The organism is Mesorhizobium sp. WSM4807 (genome assembly GCF_055811615.1).
Genome location: NZ_JBVVQY010000009.1, coordinates 45,047 through 70,081, shown reverse-complemented (window position 1 = coordinate 70,081; position 25,035 = coordinate 45,047). Strand labels below are relative to the sequence as shown.

Annotated in this window: 25 protein-coding genes and 1 pseudogene; 15 read left to right on the top strand and 11 right to left on the bottom strand. The window is 63.8% G+C overall.

What is annotated here, in order from left to right; all coding sequences use genetic code 11:
* Positions 1-82: 82 nt before the first annotated feature.
* The 6 genes from AC0L3N_RS14130 (at position 83) to AC0L3N_RS14105 (ending at position 7,276) form a co-directional block, all read left to right on the top strand.
* Positions 83-946, top strand: a complete 864-nt coding sequence (locus AC0L3N_RS14130; protein WP_473548151.1) for an FAD binding domain-containing protein — start codon at positions 83-85, stop codon at positions 944-946.
* Positions 947-1,047: 101 nt separating this feature from the next.
* The gene (locus tag AC0L3N_RS14125) at positions 1,048-3,822 is read left to right on the top strand and encodes a molybdopterin-dependent oxidoreductase (RefSeq protein WP_473548150.1); all 2,775 of its coding nucleotides are present in this window, start codon (positions 1,048-1,050) and stop codon (positions 3,820-3,822) included.
* Entirely contained in the window at positions 3,819-5,360 is a 1,542-nt protein-coding gene (locus tag AC0L3N_RS14120) for a 6-hydroxynicotinate reductase (protein WP_473548149.1), read from the top strand. Before AC0L3N_RS14125 ends, AC0L3N_RS14120 begins: the two co-directional genes overlap by 4 nt.
* Positions 5,360-6,241: a UPF0280 family protein gene (locus tag AC0L3N_RS14115; protein ID WP_473548147.1), complete on the top strand. Its 882-nt coding sequence runs from the start codon at positions 5,360-5,362 to the stop codon at positions 6,239-6,241. Before AC0L3N_RS14120 ends, AC0L3N_RS14115 begins: the two co-directional genes overlap by 1 nt.
* Entirely contained in the window at positions 6,234-6,818 is a 585-nt protein-coding gene (locus tag AC0L3N_RS14110; RefSeq protein ID WP_192358270.1) for an amino acid synthesis family protein, read from the top strand. The genes AC0L3N_RS14115 and AC0L3N_RS14110 overlap by 8 nt, the downstream gene beginning before the upstream one ends.
* Entirely contained in the window at positions 6,815-7,276 is a 462-nt protein-coding gene (locus tag AC0L3N_RS14105; protein WP_473548146.1) for a MarR family winged helix-turn-helix transcriptional regulator, read from the top strand. Before AC0L3N_RS14110 ends, AC0L3N_RS14105 begins: the two co-directional genes overlap by 4 nt.
* A gap of 92 nt (positions 7,277-7,368) precedes the next feature.
* Here AC0L3N_RS14105 and AC0L3N_RS14100 read toward each other — a convergent pair whose 3' ends face one another.
* Genes AC0L3N_RS14100 through AC0L3N_RS14090 form a run of 3 tightly spaced genes read right to left on the bottom strand, consistent with a single transcriptional unit; the run spans position 7,369 to position 11,245 of the window.
* Positions 7,369-8,337: a substrate-binding domain-containing protein gene (locus AC0L3N_RS14100; RefSeq protein WP_473548145.1), complete on the bottom strand. Its 969-nt coding sequence runs from the start codon at positions 8,335-8,337 to the stop codon at positions 7,369-7,371.
* Positions 8,334-9,662, bottom strand: a complete 1,329-nt coding sequence (locus AC0L3N_RS14095; RefSeq protein ID WP_473548144.1) for an ABC transporter permease — start codon at positions 9,660-9,662, stop codon at positions 8,334-8,336. The genes AC0L3N_RS14100 and AC0L3N_RS14095 overlap by 4 nt, the downstream gene beginning before the upstream one ends.
* Complete coding sequence (locus AC0L3N_RS14090; RefSeq protein ID WP_473548143.1) at positions 9,659-11,245, bottom strand: sugar ABC transporter ATP-binding protein; 1,587 nt, start codon at positions 11,243-11,245, stop codon at positions 9,659-9,661. Before AC0L3N_RS14090 ends, AC0L3N_RS14095 begins: the two co-directional genes overlap by 4 nt.
* 219 nt (positions 11,246-11,464) lie before the next feature.
* Here AC0L3N_RS14090 and AC0L3N_RS14085 point away from each other — a divergent pair, with 219 nt between their 5' ends.
* Positions 11,465-12,484 (top strand): LacI family DNA-binding transcriptional regulator, encoded by a 1,020-nt coding sequence (locus tag AC0L3N_RS14085; RefSeq protein ID WP_473488413.1) that lies wholly within the window; start codon positions 11,465-11,467, stop codon positions 12,482-12,484.
* A gap of 89 nt (positions 12,485-12,573) precedes the next feature.
* Here the strand turns inward: AC0L3N_RS14085 and AC0L3N_RS14080 are convergent, their stop codons facing one another.
* From AC0L3N_RS14080 to AC0L3N_RS14065, 4 genes and pseudogenes are all read right to left on the bottom strand, one after another.
* Complete coding sequence (locus AC0L3N_RS14080; RefSeq protein WP_473548142.1) at positions 12,574-13,575, bottom strand: LLM class flavin-dependent oxidoreductase; 1,002 nt, start codon at positions 13,573-13,575, stop codon at positions 12,574-12,576.
* Between the two features lie 6 nt (positions 13,576-13,581).
* A complete protein-coding gene (locus AC0L3N_RS14075) occupies positions 13,582-14,409 on the bottom strand; it encodes an arylamine N-acetyltransferase family protein (RefSeq protein ID WP_473548140.1) in 828 nt (275 codons plus the stop codon).
* Between the two features lie 38 nt (positions 14,410-14,447).
* Entirely contained in the window at positions 14,448-15,644 is a 1,197-nt protein-coding gene (locus AC0L3N_RS14070; protein WP_473548139.1) for an AI-2E family transporter, read from the bottom strand.
* A gap of 215 nt (positions 15,645-15,859) precedes the next feature.
* Positions 15,860-16,920 (bottom strand): annotated as a pseudogene (locus AC0L3N_RS14065) (LLM class flavin-dependent oxidoreductase).
* Positions 16,921-17,151: 231 nt separating this feature from the next.
* Here AC0L3N_RS14065 and AC0L3N_RS14060 point away from each other — a divergent pair.
* Positions 17,152-17,580 carry a DUF6481 family protein gene (locus AC0L3N_RS14060; protein ID WP_023801556.1) on the top strand — a complete coding sequence of 143 codons (429 nt, stop codon included), beginning with the start codon at positions 17,152-17,154 and terminating at the stop codon, positions 17,578-17,580.
* A gap of 86 nt (positions 17,581-17,666) precedes the next feature.
* Here the strand turns inward: AC0L3N_RS14060 and sugE are convergent, their stop codons facing one another.
* Together sugE and AC0L3N_RS14050 are read right to left on the bottom strand one after the other, a co-directional pair.
* A complete protein-coding gene (gene sugE, locus AC0L3N_RS14055) occupies positions 17,667-17,981 on the bottom strand; it encodes a quaternary ammonium compound efflux SMR transporter SugE (protein WP_473548138.1) in 315 nt (104 codons plus the stop codon).
* A gap of 214 nt (positions 17,982-18,195) precedes the next feature.
* A complete protein-coding gene (locus AC0L3N_RS14050; RefSeq protein ID WP_023801558.1) occupies positions 18,196-18,321 on the bottom strand; it encodes a hypothetical protein in 126 nt (41 codons plus the stop codon).
* A gap of 212 nt (positions 18,322-18,533) precedes the next feature.
* On the opposite strand from AC0L3N_RS14050, the gene AC0L3N_RS14045 reads away from it, so the two are divergent.
* Both AC0L3N_RS14045 and AC0L3N_RS14040 read left to right on the top strand, forming a co-directional pair.
* Positions 18,534-19,349: a transglutaminase-like domain-containing protein gene (locus tag AC0L3N_RS14045; protein ID WP_473548137.1), complete on the top strand. Its 816-nt coding sequence runs from the start codon at positions 18,534-18,536 to the stop codon at positions 19,347-19,349.
* A 114-nt stretch (positions 19,350-19,463) separates the two neighbouring features.
* Positions 19,464-19,868 carry a GFA family protein gene (locus AC0L3N_RS14040; protein WP_473548136.1) on the top strand — a complete coding sequence of 135 codons (405 nt, stop codon included), beginning with the start codon at positions 19,464-19,466 and terminating at the stop codon, positions 19,866-19,868.
* A 4-nt stretch (positions 19,869-19,872) separates the two neighbouring features.
* Here the strand turns inward: AC0L3N_RS14040 and AC0L3N_RS14035 are convergent, their stop codons facing one another.
* Positions 19,873-21,147, bottom strand: coding sequence for a DNA recombination protein RmuC (locus AC0L3N_RS14035; RefSeq protein ID WP_473548135.1), 1,275 nt, complete (start codon positions 21,145-21,147; stop codon positions 19,873-19,875).
* A 105-nt stretch (positions 21,148-21,252) separates the two neighbouring features.
* Here AC0L3N_RS14035 and def point away from each other — a divergent pair, with 105 nt between their 5' ends.
* From def to truA, 5 genes are all read left to right on the top strand, one after another.
* A complete protein-coding gene (gene def / locus AC0L3N_RS14030) occupies positions 21,253-21,798 on the top strand; it encodes a peptide deformylase (RefSeq protein WP_128184966.1) in 546 nt (181 codons plus the stop codon).
* 94 nt (positions 21,799-21,892) lie between these two features.
* A complete protein-coding gene (locus tag AC0L3N_RS14025) occupies positions 21,893-22,198 on the top strand; it encodes a plasmid stabilization protein (protein ID WP_473548134.1) in 306 nt (101 codons plus the stop codon).
* A gap of 31 nt (positions 22,199-22,229) precedes the next feature.
* Entirely contained in the window at positions 22,230-23,165 is a 936-nt protein-coding gene (fmt, locus tag AC0L3N_RS14020) for a methionyl-tRNA formyltransferase (protein ID WP_473548133.1), read from the top strand.
* A complete protein-coding gene (locus AC0L3N_RS14015; RefSeq protein WP_095494115.1) occupies positions 23,162-23,671 on the top strand; it encodes a GNAT family N-acetyltransferase in 510 nt (169 codons plus the stop codon). The genes fmt and AC0L3N_RS14015 overlap by 4 nt, the downstream gene beginning before the upstream one ends.
* A gap of 17 nt (positions 23,672-23,688) precedes the next feature.
* Complete coding sequence (gene truA, locus AC0L3N_RS14010) at positions 23,689-24,444, top strand: tRNA pseudouridine(38-40) synthase TruA (RefSeq protein ID WP_473548132.1); 756 nt, start codon at positions 23,689-23,691, stop codon at positions 24,442-24,444.
* Here the strand turns inward: truA and AC0L3N_RS14005 are convergent.
* A complete protein-coding gene (locus tag AC0L3N_RS14005; protein WP_473548131.1) occupies positions 24,441-25,034 on the bottom strand; it encodes a transporter in 594 nt (197 codons plus the stop codon). The genes truA and AC0L3N_RS14005 overlap by 4 nt on opposite strands.
* Position 25,035 lies beyond the last annotated feature (1 nt).

The following is a 25,035-nucleotide window of genomic DNA, read 5'->3' as shown; positions in this document are numbered from 1 at the left end:
ATGAATTTGACCGGCTCGGACGCCGGAAGGCTCCGTCGGGGAGCCCCTCTCGAGGAGGCCCATTTTTCTGGGAAGGCAAAGCGTGATCCGTTACGCGAAACCCACCACCATAGACGAGGCGCTCGCTTTGCTTGGCGAGGCTCCGTGGCGCATCCTTGCCGGCGGCACCGATTTCTATCCGACGCAAGGAGCCACGCCTTTCCGCGAAAATGTCCTCGACATCAATGGTCTCGCAATGCTGCGCGGTATCGCCGAAACCGAGGACCATTGGGTCATCGGCGCGCGCACGACCTGGACCGATCTTGTCCGTCATCCGCTTCCGGCGGCTTTCGATGCGCTGAAGCAGGCGGCGCGGGAAGTCGGCTCCGTGCAGATCCAGAATGTTGCCTCCATCGCCGGCAATCTCTGCAATGCCTCTCCGGCCGCCGATGGCGTGCCGGCGCTGCTCGTTCTCGAAGCCGAGGTCGAACTGTGCTCGGTGGCGAAGGTCCGCCATCTGCCGCTGGAAAGATTCATCCTGGGAAACCGCCGCACGGAACTGCAGCCGGGCGAAATGGTCACCGCCATCCGCGTGCCGAAAAACGCGGCCGCCGGCACGTCGGCTTTCGTGAAACTCGGCGCGCGTCGCTATCTCGTCATTTCCATCGCCATGGCGGCCGCCCGCTTGATCATTGAGGATGGCATCGTCGGCAACGCTGCTATCGCCGTCGGCTCCTGTTCGGTTGTCGCCAAGCGTCTTTCGGGCGTCGAAGCAGCCTTGCGCGGCCTCCCGGTCAGCCACGCCCTCGCCACTGCGATCCAGTCTGCACCGATGGACGAGTTGTCGCCGATCGGCGATGTGCGCGGCAGCGCCGAATACCGGCTGGACGCCGCGCGCGAGATTGTCGCCCGCGCCGTTCTCGGTGCCGCGGGTCACGCGTCGAATGACAAGGCGGTGGCGGCATGAGCAAAGCTCAGCCTGGCATGACCAACGCTCAGCCTGGCATGACCAAAGCTCGGCCTGGTATGAGCAAAGCTCAGCCTGGCATGACCAACGCTCAGCCTGGCATGAGCAAAACTCAGCCTGGTATGAGCATGGAGCGCGTCGACATCGCCTTCGAGGTCAACGGCGTCGCCGTTTCTGTCTGCGTGCCGCCGGTTCGCCGTCTCTCTTCGGTGCTGCGCGACGAATTGCGCCTGACCGGCACCAAGATCGGCTGCGACGCCGGCGACTGCGGCGCCTGCACGGTGCTCGTCGACGGCGAACCCGTCTGCGCCTGTCTCATGTCAGCGGCTTCTGCGGCTGGTACCATGGTGACGACGGTCGAGGGTTTCGCCAACGGCAGATTGTCGGCGCTGCAAGCCTCGTTCCTCGACCATGGCGCGGCGCAGTGCGGTATCTGCACACCCGGCCTGCTGGTCGCGGCAACCGCACTTCTGGACCGCAAACCCAATCCAACCGAGGCTGAAACCCAGGATGCGCTGGGCGGCGTCCTCTGCCGCTGCACCGGCTACCGGAAGATCGTTGCGGCCGTGATGGATGCGTCGCGCCATGCCGATGGCCTCGACCATCGCATGCCGCAGTCCGGCCACGCCGTCGGTTCGTCCCCGATCAGGCTCGACGGCCTGCCGAAAGTCACCGGCGGCGAAAAATTCGGCGGTGATTCCTTCCCGGCCGATGCACTGACGGTGCTGGTGGTCCGCTCGCCGCATCATCACGCCCGCTTCGCCTTCGGCGATCTCGACGCCTGGATAAAAGCCCATCCCGGCATCGTCGGCGTCTTTACCGCTGCCGACTTACCAGGAAAGAACAGCTTCGGCGTCATTGCGCCTTTCGCCGATCAGCCGGCGCTGGCCGAAGGTTTTTCGCGCTTTCGCGGCGAGGCGGTGGCACTGGTTGCCGGCGAGCGCGAGACCATCCTCGATCTCGACCTTTCGGATTTTCCTGTTCGATGGACCGAACTGACGCATGTCCTGCAGCCTTGCGAGGCGCAGGCCGGCGGCGTGCAGCTGATCCACGAGAACCGGCCGGCAAACCTGCTCACCACCGGCTTTGTCGAGCGCGGTGACCCGGAGGCCGCCCTTGCCGGCGCGGCTTTCACGGTTTCGGGCGCCATCGACACGTCCTATGTCGAGCACGCCTATATCGAGCCGGAAGCCGGCTATGCCTGTATGGACGGCGACACGCTCGTGGTCGTCGCCTGCACGCAGGCGCCCTACATGGACCGCGACGACGTGGCCAAGGTGCTTGGCCTTGCCGTCGACAAGGTGCGTATCGTGCCGACCGCCACCGGCGGCGGCTTCGGCTCCAAGCTCGATGTCTCGTTGCAGCCGTTGATCGGTCTGGTCGCGATGAAGACCCGGCGGCCGGCGGCACTCGCTTATACCCGTCATGAATCGATGGTCTCGACCACCAAGCGTCATCCCGCCGAAATGAAGGCGACGATCGGCGCCGATGCCGATGGTCGCGTCACCGGCATGGTCTTCGCAGGCGATTTCAACACCGGCGCCTATGCGAGTTGGGGACCGACCGTCGCCAACCGCGTGCCGGTGCATGCCTCCGGTCCCTATGCGACGCCGAATTATCGGGCCGAGGGCCGCGCCATTCACACAAATGGGCCGATCTCCGGCGCCTTCCGCGGATTCGGCGTGCCGCAGGCGACGATCATGCAGGAGACGCTCTACGACAAACTGGCCGAAAAGCTTGGGCTGGATCGGCTCGATTTTCGTTTGAAAAACTGCCTTCGTAACGGCTCCGAAACGGTTACTGGCCAGAGGTTGGAATCGGGCGTCGGCATTGCCGAGTGCCTTGGAGCGCTGCGGCCGCATTGGATGCGCGCCCTTGTCGATGCCGAGCTGTTCAATGCCGGCAGCAGCACAAAAAAACGCGGCGTCGGTGTCGCCTCTTGCTGGTATGGCTGCGGCAACACCTCGCTGCCCAATCCGTCGACCATCAGGGTCGGCATCTCCGCCTCCGGCGATGTCGTCCTGCATCAGGGTGCGGTCGATATCGGACAAGGCTCGAACACGGTCATTGCCCAGATCTGCGCCGACGCGGTCGGCCTGCCGCTGGAAAAATTCCGGCTGAAAAGCGCCGACACGGCGATCACGCCGGACGCCGGCAAGACGTCCGCCTCGCGCCAGACCTTCGTGACCGGCAAGGCCGCCGAAAAGGCCGGCCGCGCCTTGCGCGAGACTATGCTGCGCTTCGCCAATGTGTCGGAAAAAGCGGCGATCGCTCTCGATGGCACAAGCCTGGTCATCCGCGAGGGCGAAGCGACACGGCATATCGATTTGTCCACGCTGAAGACCGATGCCGACGGCTTGGTCTTTCGCGCCGAGGAAAGCTATGACCCGCCGACCCTGCCGCTCGACGCCAAGGGCCAGGGCAAGCCCTATGCCGTTTATGGCTACGGCGCGCAGATCGCCGAACTGCAGGTTGACCTCAAGCTCGGCACGGTGGAGCTGATCAAGATCACCGCAGCGCATGATGTCGGCAAGGCGATCAATCCGCTGCTCGCCGAAGGCCAGATCGAGGGCGGCATCGCGCAAGGCATCGGCATGGCGCTGATGGAGGAGTACATCCCCGGCCGCACCGAGAATTTGCACGATTACCTGATCCCGACGATAGGCGACGTGCCGCCGATCGAGACCATCCTGATCGAAGTTCCGGATCCGGAAGGACCCTTTGGCGCCAAGGGCTTGGGCGAGCATGTGCTGATCCCGACGGCTCCGGCGATCCTCAATGCCATCCGCCATGCCACCGGCGTCCTGGTCACCAAAATTCCCGCGACGCCGAGCCGCATCCGCGCCGCGATACGCGACAAGGAGGCACGCCGATGAGCGAGCTTGCCGAACGCTTCGAGACGCATGATCCCGGCGAGAAGCAGGTGGCGGAAAAAATCCGCTGCGATGCCTGCCCGGTCATGTGCTACATATCAGATGGCCGCACCGGCGCCTGTGATCGCTACGGCAACGTCGGCGGCAGGATCGTGCGGATGGATCCGCTGACCATCCTCGACCATGCGACCGAGGCCGGCGGCGCGGTCGTGCCGTTTGTCGCCGAGGGCGAAGAATGGGACGGCGAACTGGTCAACACCGGCCGCCGCTTCGTCACCGCGATCGGCGCCGGCACCACCTATCCCGACTACAAGCCGGCGCCTTTCATCGTCAGCCAGGAGGTCGAAGGCGTCGATCTCGTCACCGTTGTCACCGAGGGCATATTCTCCTACTGCGGCGTCAAGGTGAAGATCGATACCGACCGTCATATCGGCCCCGAAACGGCGGCGGTCCGTTCGGCGGGCGAGGCGATCGGCCATGTCACGACAGGCGAATATGGTTCGCAGATGCTGTCGCTGGGCGGCGTGCATCATCTGACCGGCGGCTCCAAGGCCGAAGGTCGCGCCACCTGCGATGCGCTGCTTAATCTGTGCAACCGCAAGCCGGTCGAACTCACCATCGACGGGGGCGCTGTGGTCATCGTCGAAGCCGGCAAGCCGCCGGTCATCGACGGCAAGCTCGAACATCGGATGCGCGTCGGCTGCGGCTCTGCCACCATCGGCATGTTCGCCACCCAGTGGCGCGGCCTGGTCGACGAGGTGGTGGTGGTCGACGACCACATCACCGGCGTCGTCTCCGAGCATCAGGCGGGCAAGGTGCTCGGCTGGCAGGACACGGGGATAAAAATCATCGGCCGCCGTTCGACGCCGGGCCGCTATTTCAAGGTGTCAGAGCCCGGCCTCGGCTGGGGCGGCACCAGCATTTCCGACCCGCTGTCGATCCTTGGCGAATGGAACGCGAAGAAAGGCGCGCGTCCCGGCCTGTCGCTGCTGATGGTCTCGACCACCGGCGAGCAGTTCGCCTATTACGAGCTCGACGACGCGTTGAAGCCGGTGCAGAAACCATTCCCCGAGCGGCTGCAGAAATCCGTCGGCCTGATCGAGGAGAATTGCGAGCCGGCGCTATGCACCGTGCTGTTCGTCGGCGGTGCCGGCGGCTCGCTGCGCGCCGGCGTCACCGAGAACCCGGTCAATCTGACCCGCTCGGTGCAGGGCCTGACGACTTATGTAACGGTCGGCGGCGCGCCGGTCTATGTCTGGCCGGGCGGCGGCATCACGCTGATGGTCGATGTCACCCGCGTGCCGGAAGGCGCCTTCGGCTATGTGCCGACGCCGGCGCTGGTGGCGCCGATCGAGTTTACCCTGCGCCGCGACGATTATATCAGGCTCGGCGGCTACGAAGCCGAGATCCGCAGTGTTGACGACATTCTGGCCAAAGGCGGCGAGTATCTCAACCCGCGCCGCGGCACGGCTGCGCCGGCCCGCAATCCGTGGCCGCCGCTGGCGCAGTTGCGGCGTGCAGCGGGCAACGGGGCCGGGTGATGAACGGGCCGCAGGTAAATTGGCTTGAGGACGGCAGGCGGCTGCATCTCAATCATGGCCCGATCGACCTGATCATCGAGGCATTTGGCGATGCGGACGAATGCCGCGCCGCCTATGGCCAGGCGGTGGCGCGGTTTCAAACAATCCTGCAGGAGCTCGTCGATGAACTGCCGGAACTGCGCCGCCCGGCCTCGTCGCGACCACGTGCTTTCGCTGGCCCGACGGCGCGACGCATGGAAGCGGCGGTTGTTCCGCTGGCGAAACAATTCATCACACCGATGGCTGCGGTCGCCGGTTCGGTAGCCGACGAAATGCTTGGCGCGCTGCTGGCCGGGCGCCGGCTCGATCGCGCCTACGTCAACAATGGCGGCGACAGCGCGATCCATCTCGGCAACGGCCGGTCCATGACCGTCGCCATTGCCGGGACGGGCCATGGACTGGCAGACCGGATCACGATCCGTGCCGAAGACGGGATCCGCGGCATCGCGACAAGCGGCTGGCGCGGCCGTTCCTTTTCGCTCGGTATCGCCGACGCTGTTACCGTACTGGCGCGGACCGGTGCTGAAGCCGATGCCGCCGCGACCCTGATCGCCAACGCCGTCGACCTGCCCGGTCATCGCGCCATCGAGCGCATGCCGGCGCGCGATCTGGCGCCCGACAGCGACCTTGGCGATCGATTGGTCACCCAAGCCGTCGGCGCGCTTTCATCAGGCGAAATAGCCGCCGCGCTCGACAGTGGGATCGCTGTCGCCGAAGGCTTTCGGCGACGTGGCCTGATTGCCGCTTCAGCCTTGTTCCTTGCCGGTCAGGCACGGATCGTCGGTCCCATGGCGCTCGTTGCGCCCAACGAGAAATCAAGGAAGGAAATTGCCCATGCCTGAGTTTGCGATCCGCAAGATTGCGGTGCTGACGGAGGAGATATTTCATGAGGGCGGGCCGGTGGCGAAGGTGCCGCGCCGCCGCGCCGCCGCCATGGCGGTGGTGAAGAACCCATTCGCCGGCCGTTACGTGGAAGACCTCCAGAGCGCCATGGACGATCTGAAGCCGCTCGGGCTGCTGCTCTCCGACAAGCTCATTGCCGCATTGGGTGGCGACGTGAAACAGATCGACGGCTACGGCAAGGGCGCCATCGTCGGTATCGCCGGCGAGCTGGAGCATGGCGCGCTGTGGCATGTGCCTGGCGGCTATGCCATGCGCGAGCGGCTCGGCGACGCCAAGGCGATCGTGCCATCGGCAAAGAAGGTCGGCGCCTTCGGTTCGCGGCTCGACGTGCCGCTCGGCCATATCAACGCCGCCTATGTGCGCAGTCATTTCGATGCCATGGAGGTCGGCATCAGCGACGGGCCTCGTCCCGACGAGATCCTGTTCTGCCTCGCCATGACCTGCGGCCCGCGCGTGCACGACCGCATGGGCGGCCTCGCGGCAAAAGACATCAAGGCGTGGGACGGACTTCGGTGAGCGCCGAAGACATCAAGCTCAAGCTGGTCGAGGCAGAGGAGCCTGACGAAAACGATTACTGCCTGCAGGAGCAGGTCGGCTTCATCCTGCGCAAGGCGCACCAGCGCCATGTCTCGATCTTCGCCGCGCACATTGCCGACCTGACACCGCCGCAATTCGCCGCCCTGGCCAAATTGCACGATGTCGGCGAGACCTCGCAGAACCAGCTTGGCAGCCTGATCGCCATGGACGCGGCGACGGTAAAAGGTGTCATCGACCGGCTCAAGGCGCGCGGCCTGGTCGAGCTTTCCAAGCATGAGGTCGACAAAAGGCGCCTGCTGGTCAATCTGACCGCTGAAGGCCGCAATGCCGTCGAGCGGCTGATTCCGATCGCCCGCGAGATCACCGAGGAAACGCTGGCGCCGCTTTCGGCCAAGGAGGCCGCGATTTTCATGAGGCTTTTGGCCAAGCTGGCGTGAGCGCGGCCTTGGTCAGCGCTGCCCCTCACCTGCCTGCCGGCATCCTCTCCCCGTAGAACGGGGAGAGGGGCGCCGTCATCGACGACTTCGTCTCAGAGCCCGTGCTCCTTCAGGATCTGGGCGGCATTTTCCTTGGTGATCTTCTGTGTCGGCAGCGTGATGGTCTTTTCGACCTTCTCGCCGTTCAGAAACTTGATCGCCTGCCGCAGCCCTTCGGCACCCGGTGTCACATAGGTGAACGTCGCCGTCAGCTCACCATTGGCAACAAGCTGCACGCCTTCATTGGGCAGGCCGTCGATGCCGATGAACTTGATGTCCTTCTCGCGGCCGACATCCTTGGCGGCAAGATAGGCGCCGTAGGCCATCGGATCGTTGTGACCATAGACGAGGTCGATCTTCTCGTTGTTGCGCAGTGCCGTGGCCATGATGTTGTAGGCCTGGTCCTGCTTCCAGTCGCCCGACTGCTGGTCGAGCAAATATTTTATGCCCGGCTCCTTGTCAGTGAATTCATGGAAGCCGTCATGGCGGTCATGTGCCGGCTGGGTGCCCATGCCGCCCCAGATCTCGACGACGTTGCCGGAGGCCTTGCCCTTGCCGCCGAGCAACTCGACCGCATATTCACCGGCAGCCCGGCCGATCAGCTTGTTGTCGCCGCCGACGAACTGCGTGTAGTCCTTGGTCTCGACATTGCGGTCGAGCACGAAGACCGGGATCTTGGTGTCGATCGCCTGCTGCACGACGCCGGTCAACCCAGCGGATTCCTTCGGTGACACCAGCAGCGCGTCGACTTCCTGGCGGATCAGGTTTTCGACATCGGCGACCTGCTTTTCCGTCTTGTCCTCGCCGTCGGTGACGATCAGCTCGACTTCCGGATGCTTGGCGGCCTCAGCCAGGATGTCCTTGTTGAACTGGGCGCGCCAGGGCTCGATGGTCGTCACCTGCGAGAAGCCGATCTTCCACTTCTTGTCCTGCGCGTAGGCGTTGCCGCTGGCCAAAATCGCGGTCGTGGTCAGCAGTGCCGCGGTGACAGCGGCGAGCTTCAACAATTCACGTCGTTTCATTTCTTGTTTCCTCCAAGATTTAGAGACGGGGTCTCTTTTGACGGCCGCTTTGCTGCGGTCGTTTCCTTGTGCGCCTGCCCGCCCCAGAGAGGCGCAAATACCAGGCGCAGATAGAAGAGAAGATCAACGGCATTGCGCTCCTGGACGAGCACGGTGCCGATGATGATCATCCCCTTCAGTACGAGCTGAAGGTTCGAATTGATGTTGTGCAATTGCAGGATGTTCGAGAGCAGTCCGAAGATCAGCACGCCGCAGAATGTGCCGATGAGGCTGCCGCGTCCGCCTATCAGGCTGGTGCCGCCGATGACCACCGCGGCGATGGCATCGAGCTCCAGCCCGGCGCCGGCATCCGGCTTGCCTTGCCTGTATTGCGCGACATAGAGCACCGCCGCCACGCCGGCCAGCAGCCCGGACACGGCGTAGGTGGCGATCTTGACGCGGCCGGCGGCGATGCCGGACAGCCGTGCCGCCTCTTCGTTGCCGCCGATTGCATAGACGTAGCGGCCGAACGGGGTGAAGCGCAGCACCGCGCCGTAGATCAGGATCGCTCCGAGGAAGAACAGGCCCGGCATCGGAATCACGCCGAAGACCAGCGAGCGCAGCATTTCGAAATCGGCGGTGGCGTTCGACCCGGTGTAGACCGGCAGCACCGCATTGTTCTGGCCGGCGGTCAGCCGTGCGATGCCGAGCGCCGTCACCATCATCGCCAGCGTGACGATGAAAGGCTGCAGCCGCCCGGCAACGATGATGACGCCGTTGAGTGCGCCGAACAGCAGGCCGACGCAAGGCGCCACCAGCAACACGCCGACCACGCCGAATTTTGAGCCTACCTGCGGCAGCAGGTACCACAGCACGAGACTGCAGAGGATCACCCCGACGATGCCGGGCGTGACCAGCCCACGAACGCTTTCCAGCCTGATGGCGTGGGTGGCCTGCGGGCCGGCGCGGGATTTTTCGATGTTCAGGAAGATGAAGCGGGTGACCAGAATGCCGAGGCAAAGGGCGACTACGGCAACTGTCGGCACCCCCAGCACCACCGCCGGCGTGACGCCCGGAACCGTCAGCAGCATGGCGCAGACCACGGTGCAGATCGCCATCAGCGAGCCGACGGAAAGATCGATGCCGCCGGTGATGATCACCGCCGTCATGCCGGTGGCGATCAGGCCGGTGGTCGACACCTGGCGCAGCACATCCAGCAGATTGCCGTAGGACAGGAAGATGTTGTTGCCCTTGGAGCTGATCGGCGAGCCCAGCACGCCGATCAGGAAGATGGCGATCAGGCCCCAATAGAGCTTCGTCCGGGACAGGATGTTCAAGATGCTCATGCGGCAGGCCTCGTCATGGTCCGGCGCGGCGCCGCGAGCCGCATAATGGCCTCCTCGCTGGCTTGCGCGCGCGAGAGGATCCCCGTCTGGCGACCATCGGCCATGACCAGGATGCGATCGGAAAGATGCAGCAGCTCCGGCAATTCCGAGCTGATGACGGCAATGGCGAGGCCGTCTCGCGCCAGCTTGAAGATGAGATCGTAGATCTCGCGCTTGGCGCCGACATCGATGCCGCGTGTCGGCTCGTCCAGCAACAGCACCCGCGGCCGCGTCGCCAGCCATTTGCCGATGACGACCTTCTGCTGGTTGCCGCCGGACAGCGTCCCGGCCGGCTGCTCGATGGTCCCGCAGCGAATGCCGAGCGCCTTGACCGCGTGCCGCGCCAGGCCTTGCTCGGCGGCCCGCGAGCGAAGCCCGAACCGCGCCAGCGCGCCGACCAGCGGCAGCGCGACATTGTCGGTAATCGAGGCCTGAAGATGCAGGCCTTGCGTCTTGCGGTCCTCGGTCACCAGGGCGATGCCAAGCCGGCGGGCGTCGCGCGGCGAACGGATTTCCACCGGCTCGCCGTCGAGCCGGATTTCGCCGCCGGCACGGCCGCCGCTGGAGCCGAAGATGGTCTCCAGGATTTCGGTGCGTCCCGAGCCCAGCAGCCCGCCTATCCCCAGAATTTCCCCGGCGGCAAGATCGAAGCCGACGCCGTCGAGCGCGGTGCGCCAGCCGTGGCGGTCTGGTTTCGACAGCGATAGGCCGCTTACGGAGAGGACGACCTTGCCGCTGGGGCCACGCTCTTCCTGGGAAGAGGCAAGCAGGTTTCGCCCGACCATCGCCGAAATGATGGTGTTTTCGTCGAGCTTTGCCATCGCCTCGGTCAGCACGTGGCGTCCATCGCGAAACACGGTGACCCGGCCGGCCAGATGCATGACCTCGTCGATGCGGTGCGAGATGTAGACGATCGCCACCCCGTTGTCGGCGAGCTGGCGGATGATCCGAAACAGCCTTTGGCATTCGGCCGGCGAAAGTGCGGAAGTCGGCTCGTCCATGATCAGGATGCGCGCCGACATCGACAGTGCCTTGGCGATTTCGACCAGCTGCTGCTCGCCGACGCGCAAGCTGCCGACCCGCGCTTCCGGATTGAGCTCGATACCGAGCCTATGCAGCAGGGCGCCGGCGGCATTGCTGCTTGCCTTGCGGTCGACGATAAGTCCGGCGATCAGCTTCTCGCGCCCCAGGAAGATATTATCCGCAACGCTGAGCTCGGGGACGAGATTGAGCTCCTGGTGGATAATGGCGATGCCGGCATGCTCGGCGTCGCGGACCCCGGCGAAACGGACCGGATGGGCATCGACGTTCACCGTTCCGTCGTAATCCGTATAGATGCCGGAGAGGATTTTCATCAGCGTCGACTTGCCGGCGCCGTTTTCCCCCATCAGCGCATGAACCTCGCCGCGCCGCAGGTCGAAGCCGACATCGACAAGTGCGGCGATGCCGCCGAAGGTCTTGGAGATGTGCTCGGCACTCAGAACGACGGCCGGGCCGGCGGCAGCCGCAACATCTCCGGACGTGCTGGAATTGCCAGGCTCCATGACAAGAACGGCCTCCCTTCCGTCGTCGTCGAATGTCCCAAACGCTAATCTAAACGTTTCGATCATGTCAAGCCGGTATCTGATGAGGCGGGATTGATGCATTTCAATTCTTGCGCAAATCTGCGAGATTCCGTAGGTATTGCAGCCAGAGGGCGGTGAAACGTTTCGAAAATGATGGCGTCAGGGCGAAAAAAGCAGCGAAAGTCCACGGCCCCGACCATGTTGCACGTGGCTGAAGTGGCGCGTGTTTCGGTCGCCACCGTCTCGGCGCTGATCAACGGCACCGCGACCGTCAGTCCCGAGCTCAGCCAGCGCATCGAACAGGCGATCCGCGACATCGGCTATAAGCGCAACGCGATCGCCCGCAGCCTGAAGATGGGCACGACCCGCACCATCGGGCTTACCGTTCCCCACATCACCAATCCGTTCTTCACCGACGTCGTTTCGGTCATCCAGCAGGCATTCGATCGCGCCGGCTATGCGGTTATGCTGTGCTGCACGGACGAGGATCTGAACACGCAGGATGACCAGATCAGGCTGCTGCTCGACCGGATGGTCGACGGGCTGATCGTCGCGCGCGTTGGCGACGGCGCGATCCTGAAGAGAATTGTCGACGACGCCAACGTGCCGGTGGTGCTGCTCGACCGCGTTTGCGAAGGCGTCGATACCGACACCGTCGTTCTCGACAACCAGCGCGCGGTGTTCGACGCCATCAGCTATCTGATCGATCTCGGCCACCGGCGGATCGGCTACATCTCCGGCTCGTTCGACATCTCGCCCATGCATGAACGCATGACAGGGTATCGCGAGGCACTCCAGGCCGCTGGTCTGCCGGTTGAGAATGAGCTCGTCCGTTTCGGCAATTTCCATGAAGTCGACGGCTACAACGCGACGATGCAGCTGCTTTCGCTGCACGACCGCCCGAGCGCGATCTTCTCGGCCAACAACCCGATGGTGATCGGCACCATGAAGGCGATCCGCGATATCGGGCTGTCCTGCCCCGAGGATATTTCGGTCGCCTGCTTCGACGATTTTCCATGGTCGGACGTGTTCCAGCCGCAACTGACCACGGTCGCACAACCGGTCAAGGCGATCGGCGAGCAGGCGGCCAATCTGCTGCTCGACCGGCTCGCCGGAAACAGGGACGCGCCGCCGCGCAAGCTGGCGCTCAAGGGACGCCTTATGATCCGCAATTCATGCCGGCCACTGGGGGCGATCGCACAAAGCGTCAGCGCCTGATGCATGTCGCCCAAAAGCATGCCCTCGGGCTTGAACCGAGGGTGCGCAGCGGTTTTGGGATAACAACATGCATCAAATAAGAAAGACCATCATGCAGCTTCCGACAGCGATTTGTGGATGTCGGCCAGGATCTCGAACGACCGCACCCGCGCTGCGTGGTCGAAAATCTGCGCGGTAACCATCAGCTCGTCGGCGCCGGTGCGCTGCACGAACGCCTCGATGCCTTGCCCGACCGTTTCCGCGGCGCCGACGACGGCGCAGGACAGCGCCTGGCCAAGCATGGTTTTGGCCATCGGGTCGAGGTCGCGCTCGTACCCTTCGACCGGCGGCGGCAGTCGGCCGGGCCGGCCGGTGCGCAGATTGACGAAGGCCTGCTGCAGCGAAGTGAACAACAGCCGCGCCTCGGCGTCGGAGGGCGCCGCGAACACGTTGAGACCGAGCATGACATAGGGCTTGTCGAGCTGTTTCGACGGCTGGAAGCGCGAGCGATAGATCTCCAGTGCGTGGTCGAGTTCGGCCGGTGCGAAATGCGAGGCGAAGGCGTAGGGCAGGCCGAGCATGGCTGCGAGCTGCGCGCCATAGAGGCTCGAGCCCAGAATCCAGATCGGCACCTGCTCGCCCTCGCCGGGCACGGCTCGGATACGCTGACCGTCTTCGGCCGGCTGGAAATAGCCCATCAGCTCGACGACATCCTGCGGAAAACTGTCGGCGCCGGCCTCGAGGTTGCGGCGCAGCGCGCGCGCCGTGCCCATGTCAGTGCCCGGCGCCCGGCCGAGGCCGAGGTCGATGCGGCCGGGATGCAACGCCGCCAGCGTGCCGAACTGCTCGGCGATGACCAGCGGCGAATGGTTGGGCAGCATGATTCCGCCGGCGCCGACGCGTATCGTCCTGGTACCGCCGGCGACATGGGCAATGACGACGGAGGTGGCGGCGCTGGCGATGCCCGGCATATTGTGATGCTCGGCCAGCCAGTAGCGCTTGTAGCCCAGCCGCTCGGCATGGCGGGCAAGATCGAGCGAATTGGCGAGTGATTGCGAAGCGTTGCTGCCTTCGACGATCGGCGACAGGTCGAGAACGGAAAGAGCGGTCATGGCGTCTTAGGCCTCCAGGATTTTCTTCTGTCGCGCCATGGCCTCGAAGGCTGCACGGTCGGGAATGGCGATTTCGAGCGGGCCTTCCAGCACGTGGGCGAGTTCGGCGGCTGTCGCTATCTCGATCTGCTCGGTACGGCCGCCGAGATGATGCGTCGATAGCCGGTTGTTGCGGAGCGCATAACGGCGGCCCGGCAAGGCTCGTGCCGCGATTACGGAGGAAAGGAAGTGCGAGGTTGGGTGGGTCGACAGGAAATGGTTGCTGACCGAATAGTCGACCTCATAGTTCTGCTGCATGTCGAAGCGGTAAATTGTCCGCCAATCGCCGCCGACATTGGCCTGCAGCCGAAAATGATCGCCTGTCGCAACCATGCGGAATGTCTCATGTGGGGTCTTTTGCTCGAGACCCGGTCGAAGCAGGAGCGGCGCTGTCAGCGTCAGTCCGCCGAAGCCGACATCGGCAATGTAGGTTCGGCCGTCGAGTTCGACGCGCAGCAACATATGGCTCCGTGCGGTTATGGCATCATCGGGCTGGCCCCAAAGAACGCGTGCGGCAAGGCCGCTGACGACGAAGCCAAGCGCCTTCAGCACATGCATGAAAATGAGATTGTGCTCGAAGCAATAGCCGCCGCGACCCCGAGCGACGATCTTTTCCTGCAGCGAGGCGAGATCGAGACGAACCGGATGGCCTAGAAACGGATCGAGATTTTCGAACGAGATTGCCTGCGGGTGTAAGAGATGGAGCGACTTCAGCGTTTCCAGCGAAGTGTCCCTCAAGCCGGTGTATCCGATGCGGGCGAAATAGGCGTCGATGTCGAAGGAGATATCGGTCATGGAGGGGAGCCCGGCTTTGACCGGCTCGATATAGGCATTCAATCCGGGCGCCGCAAACGCCGCGCGCCGGTTTGCGCTGCAGCGCTGTCCATCTCCTCGATAAGTTCTTCTTCAACCACCGCCGTATGCTGCGCCGCCAGGAAATTGCCGACATGGCTGAGGCCGTCGAAATGATCGCAGAACACCTTGATGACGACCAGCAGCGGCACCGCCATCAGCGCGCCGACGAAACCCCACAGCCAGGACCAGAAGGCAATGGCAATGAGGATCGCCACGGCGTTGATCTCTAGGCGCCGGCCAACCACCGTCGGCGTCACGAATTGGCCTTCGACGGTATCGCACAACAGCACGAAGGCCGGCGCCAGCAGCGCGTAGGAGATGCTGTCGAAGCTGATAAGCGCGATGATCGTGACAAGCGTGATTGTAATCAGCGCCCCGATATAGGGCAGGAAATTGAGCAGAGCCGCTGCCGCGCCCCAGACCTGCGGGTTGGGCATGCCGAGTGCCCAGAGGCTGAGTCCGATGACCACGCCCAGGCATGTATTGATGACGGCGACGGTAAGCAGGTAGTGCGAGATTTCACGTTCGACATCATAGACGACGCGCAGTGCCCGCTTCTTTTCGCTGAGACTGGGGAAGGATTCGACGATCTTCTCATAGAACATCGTGCCGGAGGCGAGCAGGAACAGCGACAGGACGAAGACGATGATGAGGCTGGTGCCCGCCGACAGCAAATTGCTGGCGGCTTGTGGGAGAAGGCCGGATTGCGCCATGGCTACCCTCTGGACGCCCGGCCCTTGGGAGGTCTGCGTCAGTCCCTCTATCTGCCGCGAAATCTCCATGATCCTTTCGAAAGGACGCCGCAGTTGCGCGAGACGTTCGGTCAGCTGCTGGCCAATTACCGAGGTGTTATTGATGAGGTCGATGACCGGGCCGCTGAGCAGATAGCCGGCCACGGCAAGGATGCTGACCGACAGCACCACCAGCAGTGTCGCCGATATCACATCGGGCATGCCGTGCTTGCGCAGGAAGCGGACGATCGGCGTCAGCGTCAGCGCCAGCAGGAAGGCCAGGATGACCGGCATGAAGAAGGCACGGGCGAAGGAGAGCGCGTAGATCGCCATAAGGATGAAGATGCCGACGAGCAGCGAACGCATCAGGTGCATGTCCGCACGCGCCTCGACGCGCGGATCCGGGCTCTCTGCGGCGCCCGAAGCGGCGGGTTCGGCTTTCATTCTGGCCCTCGGCGGCACACTGCGATTGGTGTACGCTGTTGGTGGAAACGCCTTTGCGGCTTCAAAGTTCCGTTAGAGCGACGTGCGTCCACTTGGACGCACAGAGTACGCTCTAACACCTACGCATCGTGCTTTCCGAAAATCGATTCCGATTTCCGGGCCGATGCGTTAGCCGGCGTTGACGACGGCCTTAGCCCTACGATCTTGCCGGCGAATCAGGCGACCGGCGCGGCCACGGCAGGGATGGCCTTCGCCGTTTCCTTGCGCACGATCGGCGCCACCTTGGTGCCGTAGAGTTCGATCGCCTTCATGATTTTGGCGTGCGCCATGGTGCCGATTGCCATTTGCAGCAGGAAGCGGTCGTTGCCGAATACCCTGTGCTGGGCAACGATCTTTTCGGCCACCTGTTCTGGATTGCCGACGAACAGCGCACCGTTCGGGCCGCGCGACTGGTCGAAATGTGCTCTCGACGTCGGACCCCATCCGCGCTCGCGGCCGATGCGGTTCATCACCTCGGCCTGCGGCCCATAAAAATCGTCAGCCGCCTGGTCGGTGGTCTCGGCGATGAAGCCGTGGACGTTGAGGCTGGTGGCGAGATCAGCCGGATCGTTGCCGGCCCGTTTGGCCGCTTCCCTGTAAATATCGAACAGCGGCGCGAACCGCGCCGGCTCGCCGCCGATGATGGCCAGCGCCAGCGGCAGGCCGAGCGCGCCGGCCCGCGCGGCGGATTGCGGGGTGCCGCCAATCGCGATCCAGATCGGCAATCTGTCCTGGAACGGGCGGGGGTAGACGCCGCGATCGTTGATCGGAGCGCGCAGCCTGCCCGACCAGGTCACCTTGACGCTGTCGCGTATCGCAAGCAGCAGGTCGAGCTTTTCGGCAAAGAGCTCATCATAATCTTCGAGATTGTAGCCGAACAGCGGAAAGGATTCGATGAACGAGCCGCGCCCGGCCATGATCTCGGCCCGGCCGCTTGACAGAAGGTCGAGCGTCGCGAACTGCTGGAAGACACGAACCGGATCGTCGGAGGAAAGCACGGTGACCGCGCTGGTCAGCTTTATACGCCTGGTGCGTTCGGCCGCTGCGGCCAGGCCACGACCGGCGCTGAAGCCGCATAATCGGGACGGTGATGCTCGCCCAGTCCAAACACGTCGAGGCCGACCTGGTCGGCCAGCTCGATCTCCTCGATCAGGTTGCGCAGCCGCTCATGCGCACCGATGGCACCGGGACCCGGCTCCGGGCTGACGTCGGCGAAGGTGTAGAGACCGAGTTCCATCATCTGTCATCCTGGCGTTTTGTTTTTCGCGCTACAGGTAGCGACCAGTCCGCCGCGCCGCCAGAGGGCCGGATGGTGAACAGTGCATGTCCGTTTCAGCCGAATTCAGCCGAAAAGGCGTCTCCCGGCTGCAACAGCTCAGAATTTCATGGCTGGCATACCGTTTTGGCGCTTGAACTCTGGGTTTTCACGCGTATGTAAGCCTCGCAAATTGACTCCAGGGAAGTGGACTTGGCTATCTATAGGGAAAAAGACGTTTTCGAGCGGCGCAATGCCGCGAACGAGGCAAAGAAGGCGCTTCTCGAGCGCTTCAAGGCAAAGCCGGCAGCAGACGATCCAGCGGTGCTGGCACGACAGGCCGAACGCAAGGCAATCCTCGAAGCCCGTGCGATACGCGAGGCCGAAAAGGCTAGGCTGAAGCAGGAAAAGCTGGCGCGCGAAGCTGCCGAAAAGGCCGAGCGCGAAGCTGCTGCCGAAGCAGCGCGTATTGCTGCGGAAGAAGCGGCGCAGGCGGAAGCGAAGATCCGGGAAGCCGAAGAGAACGAGCGCATCGCTCGTTTGCTTGCCGACGAGGCCGAGCGCAAGGCCAAGCGCGACGCGCGCTATGCGGCGCGCAAGCAGCGCACCGGCAGGACGCCTCCGGGCTTTTCAGCTCGCTAGCTCTCCTACAGCGCGATTTCACAAACGCCTTCAGGGCCGCCTTGCAGCGGCCCTGAAGGCGTTTGTGCTGCGGCCTTGCTGCAAAACTAGGCCGCGAGTTTCAATCCCATGATGCCGCAGACGATGAGTGCGATGCAGGCCAGCCTGATCGCGGTCGCAGGCTCGCCGAGCAGCCAGATGCCAAGCAGCGCCGTGCCGACGGTGCCGATGCCGGTCCACACAGCATAGGCCGCGCCGACCGGCAGCATCTTCAGTGCCAGTCCGAGCAAGGCAAGACTGACGACCATCGAGACAACCGTCAGGACAGTCGGCAGCGGCTTCGAAAAGCCATCAGTGTATTTGAGGCCGATCGCCCAGCCGATCTCGAACAGGCCAGCGAAGAAGAGAAGAATCCACGACATCGGAACGCTCCATTGGATTGCGGGTCGTCCCGGTCTTTTCGAAAGCGCGAAGTCGTCTTCGCTGCATTGATCGCGAAGTCGCCTTCGCTGCATTGATATGGAAATTTCGGGTGCCCAATCAACAGCAGCGCCGACGGCATTTCAGGACCAATCGCTGGATGTCGATTGGTCCTGAAATGCCGTCGGTCATGACCTTGCGCCGAAACGCCGAGGCTTACTTGTCCTTGAGTTTGGTCGCCTTGACGGGCGGCGCTTTCAGGGTCGGGGCAGCGGCGGGTTTCTTTGCGTCCTTCTTCGGCTTGCGGGCTTCTTTGCCCGCCTTCATCGCACCTTTAGCCATGATTCGTTTCCTCCGATTGTGGCAAGCGAAATGAACCAAGAGAAACGTCCGACCGCAAGAGGCATAATCTGGCGCGCCTGCGTCAGCCGGCGGCCGTCAACCGTTTCTAATTCGCTCGTAAACCGCGCTGGTCCGTGCGATGATCTTTTTTGCACTGCAGCACAGCCCGTGCCTTCGCCGGGTGATGATCCGGCAGTCCGGTCAGGACGACAATGCGAATCCATATCGGCTGCGAGATGAGCTTCGATTTTCCGCAGGAAACGCCGTTGATCGCGATGCTCAACGTCCACTATTCCCGCGCGTCCGATCTCGATCGGCCGGATTTCCTGACCTCGAACCCGCCGGTACCGATCGAGAGCTACCGCGACAGTTTCGGCAATTGGTGCAACCGTCTTGTTGCCCCGCCCGGGCGCTTTACCTTCGGCACGGACGCGGTGATCCGCGATCCCGGAACCTTCGAGATCGGCGATCTGGTGGCGTGGCAGCACGAGGTGCGCGACCTGCCGTCGGAGACATTGCTGTTCCTGCTGCCCAGCCGCTATTGCGAGAGCGACGTGCTGGCGAGCGAGGCGTGGCGGCTGTTCGGCCACACACCGCTCGGCATTCCACGCGTGCAGGCGGTCTGCGATTTCGTCCACAACCACATTATCTTCAATTACGGCAATGCGCGGCCGACGCGCACCGCGGCCGAGGCCTATCGTGAGCAAAGCGGCGTCTGTCGCGACTTCGCCCATCTCGCCGTCGCCTTCTGTCGCGCCTTGAACATCCCGACGCGCTACTGCACCGGCTACATCAGCGACATCGGCCTGCCGAAACCGTGGTCGGACATGGATTTCGCCGCCTGGATGGAGGTCTATCTCGGCGGCCGCTGGCATGCCTTCGATCCGCGCAACAATGCGCCGCGCATCGGCCGCATCCTGATCGCCTCCGGCCGCGACGCAGCCGATGTGCCGCTGACCCATATTTTCGGACCGGGCACGCTGGCCGGCTTTAAGGTCTGGACGGAAGAGGTCATCGAAGAGGCGTAGGCGCAGCAGTCTTGAACTGCCGGATGCTTCGCGCGTTGTGAATGCCTGTGGAACTGCGGCGGCTGCGCCGTTATGCTCGAACGTGTCGAGGCGCAGCCGAAGGGAGGAGCGAAGATGAAAATCGACGGCAGGTGCCATTGCGGCGCTATCACCTACGAAGCGGAAGTCGATCCGGAAAAGACCAGTATTTGTCACTGCATCGATTGTCAGCAGCTGACCGGAACGGCGTTTCGGGTGACCGTGCCGGCGCCGGAGGATCACTACCGGATCACCAAGGGCACGCCGAAGATCTACATCAAGACCGCCGCGAGCGGCGCCAGGCGCGCCCAGGCTTTTTGCGGCGAGTGCGGTTCGCATCTCTATGCCACGTCGGTCGGCGACGGGCCGAAAGTCTACGGCATCAGGGTCGGCACGGCGCGGCAGCGCGAACAACTGATCCCGAGAAAACAGATATGGCACCGCTCGGCGCTGCACTGGCTGCCGGAGTTCGAAGGCATGACGACCGTCGAGGAGCAATAGCCTCTCACTCGTCGCCTTCGACGACCCTTAGTCTCAGCTGACCGGTCTTGGAGTCGGCGACGCGCGCACCCGCTTCGGCTTTCGCGCTGGCCGCATGTGCCGTTTCGGCCGATCCGGCGTCGCCCTCTGTCGGCTGCGCGCCGAACTCCAGCGCCTCGATCCTCTGGCCGCGCTTGGTCACCTTCGACGTCGAGACGAGGATATCGTCGATATCCTTGGCCGACTGGCCGAAATGGCTCTGCAGCTTGCGCACCCGCTCGTCGAGGCGCGAGACATCCTCCATCAGCCGGATGACTTCACCCTGGATCAGATGCGCCTGCTCGCGCATGCGGGCGTCTTTGAGGATCGCCTGGATGACCTGGATCGACAGCATCAGCAGCGACGGCGAGACGATGACGATGCGGGCGCGGTGCGCCCTGTGGACAATCCCCTCGAAATTCTCGTGGATCTCGGCGAACACCGATTCCGACGGCACGAACATGAAGGCGGTGTCCTGCGTCTCGCCCTGGATCAGGTATTTTTCGGCGATATCGCGGACATGCACCTCGATGTCGCGCCGGAACGCTTGTGCTGCCACCTTCTGCAAATCGGCGCCTTCGGCGGCACGGATGGCGTTCCAGGCTTCCAGCGGAAACTTGGCGTCGATGGCAAGTGCGGGCGCGCCGTTCGGCATCTTCACCAGGCAGTCGGGCCGGCTACCGTTCGATAAGGTCGCCTGGAATTCGTAGGCACCGTGCGGCAGGCCGTCGGCGACGATCGCTTCCATGCGCGACTGGCCGAAGGCGCCGCGCGTCTGCTTGTTGGAGAGGATCGCCTGAAGCTGAACGACCTGGCCGGCGAGCGACTGGATGTTGCCCTGCGCCGTATCGATGACCGCCAGCCGTTCCTGCAGTTTGGCGAGGCTTTCATGCGTTGATTTCGTCTGCTCGGTCATGGTCTGGCCGAGACGGCCGGTCATCGCGTCGAGACGTTGGCCGATCGACTGTGTGAGTTCGGCCTGCCGCGCGCCGAACACTTCGGCTATGGCGCCCATGCGGCCCTGCATCTCGGCCTGGCTTTGCAAGATGCCGGCCATCCGCGCCTCGGCGTCGCGGGCGTGGTCGGCGGCTTCCGCGGCAGCCATCGCACGCGCCTTGGCCGAGCGCCACAGCGCGACGACGAGCGCCACGAACAGGCCCAGAAAAACGATCGCGCCGAATGCCAGTGCGTGGGCGAGCGTGATCGTGGTGGCGCCGAGCCGGGCGATTGGTTCGGACAGGATGGTGGTCAGGTCATTCATACTGGGCAGCATAGATGATTCGGCCTGACGGCATAGATCAAAACGTGAACGCCGCTGTAAATGCCCCGGTTGACGCTTTTCGTGCGAGGTCTTAGGTGAGACGCCATGTCGATCAAGCCGCTCATCATCCTTCCCGATCCCGTCCTGCGCCAGGTTTCGAAACCGGTCGAGCGCGTAGATGGCGCCTTGCGCAAACTGGCCGACGACATGCTGGACACGATGTATGATGCGCCGGGCATCGGTCTGGCGGCGATCCAGGTCGGCGAGCCGCTGCGCATGCTGGTGATCGATCTCGCCAAGGAAGACGAGCCGCCGGCGCCGCATGTCTTCATCAATCCCGAGATCCTCGAGAGCGCCGATCAGCGCTCGGTCTACGAGGAGGGCTGCCTGTCGATTCCGGATTACTATGCTGAGGTCGAGCGTCCCGCCGCCGTGCGGGTGAAATATCTCGATCGCGACGGCAAGCTGCAGGAGATTGAGGCCGAAGGGCTGATGGCGACCTGCCTGCAGCACGAGATCGACCATCTCAACGGCGTTCTGTTTATCGACCACATCTCGAAGCTGAAGCGCGACATGGTGGTGAAGAAGTTCAAGAAGCTCGCCAGGGACAAACCATCAGGCAGCAAGGCGCCGGGCAAGTTGGTGGGATAGGGCGATACTCGCGCAGTTTGATGCTGAACCTTTCGAAGATGTTGGCGGGACAGCGCCCCTCTGCCCTGTTCCAGATCAGGAAATGGAGACGCCGATGAGCGACATGCTGATCAGAAATATTCCCGAACCCTTGAAGCGGGAAATCGAGCAGGCGGCGCGTAAGAGCGGCCAGAGCCTGTCGGGCAAGGCGATCGCTCTTCTGCGCGAAGGCATGGTCGCCGAAAGGCAAGCCAGGCTGGAGCCGGGTCTTTCGGCATGGGACGCTATTCGCGCGACTTTCGCTGCTGAAAACGCAATTGGCGATGAATTCGCCAAGGTCATGAACGAAATCGAAGGAGAAGGGAAACGCGACTTCGGTCGCCGACCCGCAAAGTTCGCGACTTCGACTGAGCCGACTTAGCGGCCATACCTAGACCGGACCCGGAACAAAAATGCCCCTGCGCGTCATCTTCATGGGTACGCCCGAATTCTCGGTGCCGACGCTGCGGGCGATCGCAGATGCCGGGCATGAGATAGAAGCCGTCTACACCCAGCCGCCGCGCGCCGCCGGTCGCCGCGGGCTGGAACTGACGCGGTCGCCGGTGGAGCGCGAGGCGGAGCGGCTGGGCATCGAGGTGCGGACGCCGGTGTCGCTGAAAAGCGAAGCTGAGCAGCAGGCGTTCCGCGCCTTGCGGGCCGACGTCGCCGTGGTCATCGCCTATGGATTGCTGTTGCCTAAACCAATTCTCGAGGCGCCGCGGCTCGGCTGCCTCAATGGTCACGCGTCGCTCTTGCCACGCTGGCGCGGCGCCGCCCCTATCCAGCGCGCCATCATGGCCGGCGATACCGACACAGGTATGATGGTGATGCGGATGGAAGAGGGCTTGGACACCGGCCCGGTGGCGATGGTCGAAAAATGCGCCATCGGCCCCGATATGACGGCCGGCGAACTGCACGATCGGTTGATGCACATTAGTGCCGCGCTGATGGCGGAAGCGCTGGCACGAATGGAAAGGGATGCCCTGACATTTACCGCACAGGCGACGGAGGGGGTGACCTACGCCAAAAAGATCGATAAAGCGGAGACGCGCGTGGACTGGACGCGGCCTGCTGGCGAAGTCCACGATCATATTCGCGGCCTGTCGCCCTTTCCCGGCGCATGGTGCGAGACCGAAATTGGCGGCCGCTTGGAGCGGCTGAAACTGCTTCGCTCGACGCTTTCGCAAGGCGCCGGCGAGCCGGGAGGAATTCTCGACGACCGGCTGACGGTCGCCTGCGGGTCAGGCGCGATCAGGCTGGTCGAAGTTCAACGTGCGGGCGGAAGGCCCATTGCCGCGCAGGAATTTCTGCGCGGGGCCAAGCTCGAAGAAGGAATGAAATTCTCATGAGCATGATGTCGATACGCGCGGCAACGCCGCGGGACCGCGAGGCGATCCGCCTCGTCGAGGAACACGCATTCGGCCAGCAGGCGGAGGCCGGACTGGTCGACGCGCTGGTCAGCGGCGGCGATGCCGTCGTCGAACTGGTGGCGGAAGAAGATGGACAGGTGGTCGGCCATATCCTGTTTTCGCGGCTTTTCGTGCAGAGCGGCGGCAGGAGCTTTCCGGCGGTGGCGCTGGCGCCTCTGGCGGTCGAGCCGTCATTCCATGGCACCGGCATCGGCGGTGCGCTGGTCCGCGAGGCGCATATCCGCCTGAAGGACGCCGGCGAGGTGCTGGCGGTTGTGCTTGGCGATCCCGCTTATTATGGCCGCTTCGGCTACAGTCATGCGCGCGCCGAAAGGTTCGAAAGCGAGTACCAGGGCGAAGCCCTGCAGGCGCTGGCCTGGGGCGAGGCGCCTGAGACCGGCAAGCTGGTCTATGCTTCGGCTTTTAGCTCCGCGCTCGCCGCCTAACCTCATCCTGCTTAGGAATGCCGCGTTTTCGCCTCGACATCGAATATGACGGCAGCCTCTATGCCGGCTGGCAGCGCCAGGCAGACCAGCCTTCGGTGCAGCAGGCGATCGAACAGGCGATCGAGAAATTCTGCGGCGAACGGGTCTCGCTGCGCGGCGCCGGCCGCACCGATGCCGGCGTCCATGCGACCGGTCAGGTGGCGCATGTCGATCTCGTCAAGGCATGGCCTGATGACAAGGTGCGCGATGCCGTCAATGCCCACCTGCAAACGGCCAAGGCGCGCATCGCCATCCTCAAGGCCGCCGTCGTGCCTGATAGCTTCGATGCGCGTTTCTCGGCGATCGGCCGCCACTATCTCTACCGCATCGTCAACCGGCGCGCGCCGGCGGCACTCGACAAGGGCAAGATCTGGTGGGTGCCGAAGCGGCTCGACGCCGAGGCCATGCACGAGGCGGCAAAGGTGCTGCTGGGGCGGCATGATTTCACTACGTTCCGCTCGACCCAGTGCCAGGCCGACAGCCCGGTCCGAACGCTCGATCGGCTGGACGTCAGTCGGCTGGGTGACGTGATCGAAGTGCGAGCCTCGGCGCGCTCCTTCTTGCACAATCAGGTGCGCTCGATGGTCGGTTCGCTGAAGCGCGTCGGCGAACGCGGCTGGACAATTGCCGACCTGAAGGCGGCGCTCGCTGCGCGCGACCGTGCAGCCTGTGGCCAGGTGGCGCCGCCCGACGGACTTTTTCTCGTGGGGGTAGATTATCCGAAGGTCGACTAAGCCGGCGCACCGATGCCGAGCAGCGCCTGCAGGCCGAACAGAACGACGAGCGACGCCACGAACATGCCGGCGAAGACGGCGGTGCCGACAGCCGCGCCCCTGCCGATGGCGACGTTTGTCATCCGCCAGGTCAGGATCATCGACAGCGCGAACAAAAGCAGCGACGCCAGTACGGCGAACTCGTTGGTGGACGGCAGGAAAAGCCTGATCAACGCCGCTGGCAGCATCATCCAGGCGATGATCGCCGACGCCCAGTTGGTGGCGACGACATAGTGGACGAAACGCCCGCCAATGCCGGCGCGCGGCGCGACCAGGGCAAGGCCGACCAGCGGCAGCACCCAGGCGCCGATGTCGACCGTCGCCAGACGGATCAGCATGCTGAAGCGCCCCGCGAATGCATTCGGATCGCCGATCTCGTTGGCAAGGCCGACCCAACCGACGATCAGCGCCGGCGCCGCGACGACGATGGCGAAGAAGGAATTCCAGAAACCGTCAGCCGAAAGGTCGAGCTGGCGCAGCCCGTCGGCCTTGCCGAGCATCAGTCGCCAGGCGCCGTTCAGTGAAGCATAGGTTTCATCCGACGAAAGCATG

What these genes read in the sequence shown, in the direction of transcription:
- AC0L3N_RS14115 (WP_473548147.1), top strand. Translation starts at nt 5,360, where the DNA reads ATGAACGGGCCGCAGGTAAATTGGCTTGAGGACGGCAGGCGGCTGCAT.
- truA (WP_473548132.1), top strand. Translation starts at nt 23,689, where the DNA reads ATGCCGCGTTTTCGCCTCGACATCGAATATGACGGCAGCCTCTATGCC.
- AC0L3N_RS14090 (WP_473548143.1), bottom strand. Translation starts at nt 11,245, where the DNA reads ATGGAGCCTGGCAATTCCAGCACGTCCGGAGATGTTGCGGCTGCCGCC.
- AC0L3N_RS14095 (WP_473548144.1), bottom strand. Translation starts at nt 9,662, where the DNA reads ATGAGCATCTTGAACATCCTGTCCCGGACGAAGCTCTATTGGGGCCTG.
- AC0L3N_RS14005 (WP_473548131.1), bottom strand. Translation starts at nt 25,034, where the DNA reads ATGCTTTCGTCGGATGAAACCTATGCTTCACTGAACGGCGCCTGGCGA.
- AC0L3N_RS14075 (WP_473548140.1), bottom strand. Translation starts at nt 14,409, where the DNA reads ATGACCGATATCTCCTTCGACATCGACGCCTATTTCGCCCGCATCGGA.
- AC0L3N_RS14025 (WP_473548134.1), top strand. Translation starts at nt 21,893, where the DNA reads ATGAGCGACATGCTGATCAGAAATATTCCCGAACCCTTGAAGCGGGAA.
- sugE (WP_473548138.1), bottom strand. Translation starts at nt 17,981, where the DNA reads ATGTCGTGGATTCTTCTCTTCTTCGCTGGCCTGTTCGAGATCGGCTGG.
- def (WP_128184966.1), top strand. Translation starts at nt 21,253, where the DNA reads ATGTCGATCAAGCCGCTCATCATCCTTCCCGATCCCGTCCTGCGCCAG.
- AC0L3N_RS14120 (WP_473548149.1), top strand. Translation starts at nt 3,819, where the DNA reads ATGAGCGAGCTTGCCGAACGCTTCGAGACGCATGATCCCGGCGAGAAG.
- AC0L3N_RS14045 (WP_473548137.1), top strand. Translation starts at nt 18,534, where the DNA reads ATGCGAATCCATATCGGCTGCGAGATGAGCTTCGATTTTCCGCAGGAA.
- AC0L3N_RS14015 (WP_095494115.1), top strand. Translation starts at nt 23,162, where the DNA reads ATGAGCATGATGTCGATACGCGCGGCAACGCCGCGGGACCGCGAGGCG.
- AC0L3N_RS14070 (WP_473548139.1), bottom strand. Translation starts at nt 15,644, where the DNA reads ATGAAAGCCGAACCCGCCGCTTCGGGCGCCGCAGAGAGCCCGGATCCG.
- AC0L3N_RS14040 (WP_473548136.1), top strand. Translation starts at nt 19,464, where the DNA reads ATGAAAATCGACGGCAGGTGCCATTGCGGCGCTATCACCTACGAAGCG.
- AC0L3N_RS14125 (WP_473548150.1), top strand. Translation starts at nt 1,048, where the DNA reads ATGAGCAAAACTCAGCCTGGTATGAGCATGGAGCGCGTCGACATCGCC.
- AC0L3N_RS14050 (WP_023801558.1), bottom strand. Translation starts at nt 18,321, where the DNA reads ATGGCTAAAGGTGCGATGAAGGCGGGCAAAGAAGCCCGCAAGCCGAAG.
- AC0L3N_RS14080 (WP_473548142.1), bottom strand. Translation starts at nt 13,575, where the DNA reads ATGACCGCTCTTTCCGTTCTCGACCTGTCGCCGATCGTCGAAGGCAGC.
- AC0L3N_RS14085 (WP_473488413.1), top strand. Translation starts at nt 11,465, where the DNA reads ATGTTGCACGTGGCTGAAGTGGCGCGTGTTTCGGTCGCCACCGTCTCG.
- fmt (WP_473548133.1), top strand. Translation starts at nt 22,230, where the DNA reads ATGCCCCTGCGCGTCATCTTCATGGGTACGCCCGAATTCTCGGTGCCG.
- AC0L3N_RS14035 (WP_473548135.1), bottom strand. Translation starts at nt 21,147, where the DNA reads ATGAATGACCTGACCACCATCCTGTCCGAACCAATCGCCCGGCTCGGC.
- AC0L3N_RS14110 (WP_192358270.1), top strand. Translation starts at nt 6,234, where the DNA reads ATGCCTGAGTTTGCGATCCGCAAGATTGCGGTGCTGACGGAGGAGATA.
- AC0L3N_RS14100 (WP_473548145.1), bottom strand. Translation starts at nt 8,337, where the DNA reads ATGAAACGACGTGAATTGTTGAAGCTCGCCGCTGTCACCGCGGCACTG.